General features: G+C 60.5%; 5 protein-coding genes. 3 read left to right on the top strand and 2 right to left on the bottom strand.

Features of this window, described 5'->3' with window-relative positions; all coding sequences use genetic code 11:
- Positions 1-510: hypothetical protein (locus NW837_RS14840; protein ID WP_414332355.1), on the bottom strand; the 510-nt coding region annotated here is incomplete at its 3' end.
- Positions 511-651: 141 nt separating this feature from the next.
- A complete protein-coding gene (gene gcvP / locus NW837_RS14835) occupies positions 652-3,618 on the bottom strand; it encodes an aminomethyl-transferring glycine dehydrogenase (RefSeq protein WP_414332353.1) in 2,967 nt (988 codons plus the stop codon).
- 193 nt (positions 3,619-3,811) lie between these two features.
- Here gcvP and psbU point away from each other — a divergent pair, with 193 nt between their 5' ends.
- From psbU to csaB, 3 genes are all read left to right on the top strand, one after another.
- Positions 3,812-4,180 carry a photosystem II complex extrinsic protein PsbU gene (gene psbU, locus NW837_RS14830; protein WP_414332351.1) on the top strand — a complete coding sequence of 123 codons (369 nt, stop codon included), beginning with the start codon at positions 3,812-3,814 and terminating at the stop codon, positions 4,178-4,180.
- A gap of 51 nt (positions 4,181-4,231) precedes the next feature.
- Positions 4,232-5,113: an Rpn family recombination-promoting nuclease/putative transposase gene (locus NW837_RS14825; protein ID WP_414332349.1), complete on the top strand. Its 882-nt coding sequence runs from the start codon at positions 4,232-4,234 to the stop codon at positions 5,111-5,113.
- Positions 5,114-5,303: 190 nt separating this feature from the next.
- Positions 5,304-6,138, top strand: an 835-nt coding sequence (csaB, locus tag NW837_RS14820) for a polysaccharide pyruvyl transferase CsaB (protein ID WP_414332347.1), incomplete at its 3' end; no start/stop codon positions are given.

The raw sequence follows: 6,138 nt of genomic DNA, 5'->3' as shown, positions 1-6,138 counted from the left end.
AGAGGGGGATACGGTGCTCAGCAAAATCAAGATATCGCGATATTCCACCTGATCCGGCCCGCGACGGGGGGATCCCACTTGCACCACCGCCTGTTGGAGAGGCTTTTTGGGGTGGGGGGGAGACTCGAACACCAAGGTGCGGATCCCGTTGGCTTGCTCGATGTCCGAGAGGATGTCCCAGCCCCGGCCCCACAGGGTGCGGCGATAGTAGGCGGCAATCGCCTCCAGAGGCTGAGAGGTCTGCAAGATCAGGGAAGCAAGGCCCCCCTCTCGATCCCGAATCTGTCCCGAAGAGATGATGGAAGCGTTGGGCAACTGCAAGTGAGGGGGAAACTGAGGGGGAAGAGCGCGGGTATCCCCCAGGGAAGCCTCAAAGTGCGTGCCATCTTTGCCGATGTGACGCCGCACGGGATCCTGATCCACTTCTTGAGCAACCGGATCAGGCATCTTGCGGCAGGCCACGAGGGATCCCGCCAACAACCCCAGGGTTAGCCGAGTAAGAATAGGCAAAGAACTTGGCCCCACTGACGTGAACCGCTCAAGACGGGGATTTTTTCTCATCCGTTGGCCAGGGATCCCTGACTGGTTATAGCGGATCCCGCCTTTGGATACAACCAATCTCCCTTTCTGGGCCAAGTTCCAGAGCAGCCATCATTCGTCGAGCCAGGGCTGACAACTGCACACCAGGTGGCGATCCCCGTAGGCGTTGTCGATGCGGCTGACGCTGGGCCAGAACTTGTGGGCCTTGACCCAAGGGAGCGGGTAGGCGGCCAGCGAGCGAGGATAGGGGCGATCCCAGTGGTCGGCAGCCACCACCTCAGCGGTGTGGGGGGCCAACTTGAGGGGATTGCGCACCGGATCCATCTCGCCTCGCTCAATGGCGGCAATCTCCTGGCGGATGGCAATCATCGCCTCGCAGAAGCGATCCAGCTCCTCCAGAGATTCGCTCTCGGTGGGCTCTACCATCATCGTCCCCGGCACCGGCCAGGAGATGGTGGGGGCGTGGAAGCCATAGTCCATCAGGCGCTTGGCCACATCTTCCACCTCGATGCCAGCGCTTTTTTTCAGGGGGCGCAAATCCAAAATACACTCGTGGGCCACCCACCCCCCCGGCCCCTTGTAGAGCACTGGGTAGTAGGGATCCAACCGCTTGGCGATGTAGTTGGCGTTGAGGATGGCCACTTGGCTGGCCAGGGTGAGGCCGGCGGATCCCATAAGGCGAATGTAGGCCCAGGAGATGGGCAAAATGCTGGCACTGCCCCATGGGGCAGCGCTGACGGGGCCGTTACAGCCGGGCAAAACAGGATGGCCAGGCAAATAGGGCACAAGGTGGCGGGCCACGGCAATGGGCCCTACCCCCGGCCCACCTCCCCCATGGGGAATGCAGAAGGTCTTGTGCAGGTTGAGGTGGCAGACATCGGCCCCCAGCTCGGCAGGACGGCAGAGGCCCACCTGAGCGTTGAGGTTGGCCCCATCCATGTACACCTGTCCCCCCGCCTCGTGGATTATCTGGCAAATCTCGCGGATCCCTTCCTCAAACACACCGTGGGTAGAAGGGTAGGTGATCATCAAGGCGGCCAGCCGCTCCCGGTGCTGCTCCACCTTGGCCCGCAGATCCTCAATGTCGATATTGCCGGCTTCATCACAAGCTACGCTCACCACCTGCATCCCCGCCATCACGGCGCTGGCCGGGTTGGTTCCGTGGGCCGAGGTGGGGATCAAGCACACCTGCCGCCGGCTTTCCCCTCTGGCTTGGTGGTAGCGGCGGATAGCCAACAGGCCGGCATATTCCCCCTGAGATCCGGCATTGGGCTGCAGAGAAACTCCGGCAAAGCCGGTGATCTCCGCCAGCATCTTTTCCAACTGGGCAAAGAGGGCTTGGTAGCCGCGGGCCTGCTCCAGGGGCACAAAAGGATGGAGCTGGGCAAACTCCGGCCAGGTGACCGGCATCATCTCCACCGTGGCGTTCAGCTTCATGGTGCAAGAGCCCAAGGGGATCATGGAATGGGTGAGAGCCAGATCCCGGCTTTGCAGGCGGTGGATATAGCGCAGCAGCTCAGTTTCCGAGTGGTAACGGTTAAAGACCGGATGGGTGAGGTAGGGGGTGGTGCGCAGGAGCTGGGGCGGCAGGCTCTGGCCCAAGTCCAGCTCTGGGCTGTCGGGATCCCAAGCTGGCGGTAAGGACTCCGTTCCGCTGCGGGGAAGGGTTCCGGCGAAGATCTCCCACAGATCCCGCAGATCCTGAGCCGTGGTAGCCTCATCCAAGCTGATCCCCAGCGTCTGGTCATCGATCTGGCGTAGGTTGATCTGTCGCTGGGCAGCGCCGGCCTGGATCGCCTGCACCTGCTCTGGAGAAGCTACCTTGACCCAGAAGGTATCGAAGAAATGCTCGGGCCCCACCTCATAACCCAACTGGCAGATCCCAGTGGCCAAGTGATGGGCCTGGCGGTGGATGCGCTCGGCTATGTGTCGCAAGCCGCGGGGGCCGTGGTAGACGGCATACATAGAAGCCATCACCGCTAAAAGCACCTGGGCAGTGCAGATGTTGCTGGTGGCCTTGTCCCGCCGGATGTGCTGCTCGCGGGTCTGCAACGCCAAGCGCAGGGCCGGCTTGCCTTGAGCATCCTGAGAAATCCCCACCAGCCGTCCTGGCAGCAGCCGCTTGTGGGCCTCGCGGGTGGCGAAGTAAGCCGCATGGGGGCCGCCATAGCCCAAAGGCACGCCGAAGCGCTGGGTGGATCCCACCACGATGTCCGCTCCCCACTCTCCTGGGGGTTGCAATAGGGTTAAGCTGAGCAGGTCGGCAGCCACCGTCACCACCATCCCCTTCTGGTGAGCCTGCTCCACCAACTGCCGGTAGTCCCGGATTTCCCCAAAGGTGTTGGGATATTGCAACAGCAGCCCAAAGCCCTTCTCCGGGCAAAACTCCGCCAGATCCGTCACGCGCACCTGGATCCCCAAGGGCTCTGCCCGCGTCTGCACCACTGCAATCGTCTGGGGATGACAGCCCCGATCCACCCAGAAAACTGGGGATCCCCTGCCTGCCAAGGTGTAGGCAAGAGCCATGGCTTCGGCGGCTGCGGTGGCTTCGTCCAGCAGGGAAGCATTGGCGATCTCCATCCCCGTCAGGTCGATCACCATCGTTTGGAAATTGAGCAGGGCCTCCAGTCGTCCCTGGGCGATCTCGGCTTGGTAGGGGGTGTAGGGAGTGTACCAGGCAGGGTTTTCCAGGATGCTGCGCTGAATCACCGGCGGCGTCAGGGTGTTGGAATAGCCCATGCCCAAAAAGGATCGCCACACCTGGTTCTGGGCAGCCATTGCCTTCAGTTCCGCCAACACCTGCTGCTCAGGGCAAGGGGATCCCAATTGCAAAGGCTGGCTGCTGCGAATGGCCGGCGGCACCGCCTTCTCCACCAGCTCCTGCAGCGAACTCAGCTCCAACACTTGCAACATCTGCCCAATTTGCCGGGCATCCGGCCCAATGTGCCGTCTGAGAAAGAGTTCGGTCTGCCCCAGCAACTCCAGCTCCGGAGAAGGCGTGGGTTGTGGGATCCCTGGAGATGGATCCCGGCTGGGGGGCTCAAGTCGAGTCGAGTGGAGAAGGGCCAAGTCGGACATGGTGCGATAGCCGAGAAAGGGAGAGCAAGAAAGACTGTCTCCTGATCATAGTTGTTAAAAATTGTTTCTGTCGGGATCCAAATCCTGTCTTGGCCCTCGATTCGGGGTGGAGGGGATGAGACACTAGATGGTCGGAGAATGTTAGCAACCTATACAGATGAGCCTTTTGGATTCTGCTTGGAGAAGTGATGCTATGCGCTGGCTGCTGTCCATCTTGGTTCGTGTGGTGTTAGTGCTCTGTCTGTGCTTTGCTCCTTTGGGGATCCCTGTTGTGGCCAGGGCTGCAGAGCTTCCCGCGGTGAAGCACTTAGACACTCCGATTGACGTGAACAACACCATCTTGCGCAACTACCGCCAACTGCCGGGCTTCTATCCCACCCTAGCTCGCATCCTGGTGAAAAATGCCCCCTACAAGAGCCTGGAAGATATGTTGCAGATCTCCGGTTTGACGGAGCAGCAAAAGGCCTTGATCAAAGCCAACGCCGAGAACTTCGTGTTTGGCGAGTATCAGGAAGGGGCTAACCAACTGGAAAACCGCATCAACCAAGGGTACTACGGCTGATCTCGGCAGAGGGGCCATCGGGAGAATCGGCTTTTGTAGGAAAGGGATCCTGTGGCCTACGATAACGTCTGCAAGTACTTGGTGGAATGGTTCCCCGAGTCCTTTGCCCGGTGGCTGCTGGGATCCCCGGTTCCCTTGATCCAGCTCCAGCCAACGGAGCTCTCCAGCGAGCCCATTCGCGCGGACTCCCTCATCCTGCTGCGGGCCCAAAACCTGATTTTGCATCTGGAGTTTCAAACCGATCCGGATCCCGACATTCCCTTGCGCATGGCCGACTACTGCCTGCGCCTGTTCCGTCGCTATCCCGACCAGGAGGTGCGGCAGATTGTCATCTACCTAAGAAAAACCCAGTCAGAACGGGTGTACCAGACTTCTTTTCAACGGGGATCCCTGTCCCATCGCTTTGAGGTCTTGCGCCTGTGGGAACAAGATCCAGAGGTGCTATCTCAATATCCAGGACTCCTGCCTTTAGCCGTGTTGGCAGATCCGGAAAACCCGGAGCCGCGACTCCGCCAGGTGGCCAGAGCCATAGCTGAGATGGAGGATCCCAAGCTGCGGCAGGAGTTGAAAGCGGCCACTGCCGTCTTAGCAGGATTAACATGGACGCCAGAGGAAATCAGCAGGGTTCTGGGAGGTTTGGCTGTGCGGGAATCGACCATCTATCAGATGTGGCGAGCAGAAGCCCTCAAAGAAGGGCGAGAGGAGGGCCTGAAACAAGGCCTAGAGCAAGGTCTGCAACAAGGTCTGCAACAAGAGGCTGCTCGACTGACTCTGAGTCAACTGCAGCGCAAGCTGGGGCCCCTGCCGGAAGACCTCTCTGAGACCATCCGCCGCCTGCCCACCGAGCAATTGGAGGGGTTGGCAGAGGCTCTGCTGGACTTTCAGACGCTGGCCGACCTGACCCAGTGGCTAGAGGAGCTGGCATCTGCCTAGGTTTTGCTGTCACGGCCTTTTCCCAATTTTTGTCGGCATCTCTCTCCTGGGAGGAGCTCTGCCATGGTGGCGGTCTGGATTCCCAGAGAAAACAGTAGATTGAACTGAGTTCTCGATAAACCGGGCTGAATGCAACCCAACCTTGACCTCAGCAGGATCCCAGCGCGACTTTCCTGAGCGAGCCGGTTCTATGCAAGGGCCTCGGGTTTTGATCTGCGGCTACCATGGCTACGGCAATGCTGGCGACGAAGCCCTGTTGCTGGCTCTCTTACGAGAGCTAGAGCAGTTGCCCAGCCCCGTACAGCCGGTGGTGCTCTCCCGTCGCCCTGCCGAAACGGCTGCCACCTATGGGGTGCTGGCCTATCCGCGCTTCAACAGTTTGGCTTTACGGCGCTGTCTCCAGGAGGCCCAGGCTTTCATCTGGGGTGGGGGCGGTCTGTTGCAGGATCGCACCAGTTGGCGCAGCCCTCTCTACTACCTGGGGGTGATGGGCCTAGCCCAGCGCTGGGGACTGAAGACCCTTGCCTGGGCCCAGGGGATCGGGCCGCTGCAGCGGGGGTGGATTCGCGCACTAGCCCGTCGCTCGTTGGCAGGTTGCACGGCCATCAGTGTGCGGGATGGGGTTGCCTCCCAATGGCTGCAAGAGTGGGGGATCCCTCACCAGGTGGCTCCGGATCCCGTCTGGAGTTTGCCGTCCAAAACCTTGCCGGAATGGGAAATGTGGCCTCAGCCCCGTATTGCTGTGGTCTTGCGTCCCCATCCGCAACTGACCGGAGCCTGTCTAGAAGCTTTGAGCCAGGGTTTACAGCGTCTCCAGGCTTCCACGGGGGCATACCTTCTCTTCGTGCCCTTTCAGCTGGCTCCTCCCGGATCCCCTGACCTTGGGCCAGACTACCACTTGGCTCAGCAGCTTCAGCAGCGCCTACCCCACCGTAGCCAAGTGCTGGAAATTCGGGATCCCTGTCTATTGAAAGGAGTCTTTCGGGGTGTCAGGCTGGCGATCACCATGCGCTACCACGGATTGG

Origin of the sequence: Synechococcus sp. R6-10, assembly GCF_047461815.1 — a bacterium.
Lineage (GTDB): Bacteria > Cyanobacteriota > Cyanobacteriia > Thermostichales > Thermostichaceae > Thermostichus.
The sequence above is the reverse complement of the archived record's forward strand: the minus strand, read 5'-3'. Positions and strand labels throughout refer to the sequence as shown.

Excerpts from the sequence above, each read along its gene's own strand:
- psbU (WP_414332351.1), top strand. The coding sequence starts at position 3,812 with ATGCGCTGGCTGCTGTCCATCTTGGTTCGTGTGGTGTTAGTGCTCTGT.
- gcvP (WP_414332353.1), bottom strand. The coding sequence starts at position 3,618 with ATGTCCGACTTGGCCCTTCTCCACTCGACTCGACTTGAGCCCCCCAGC.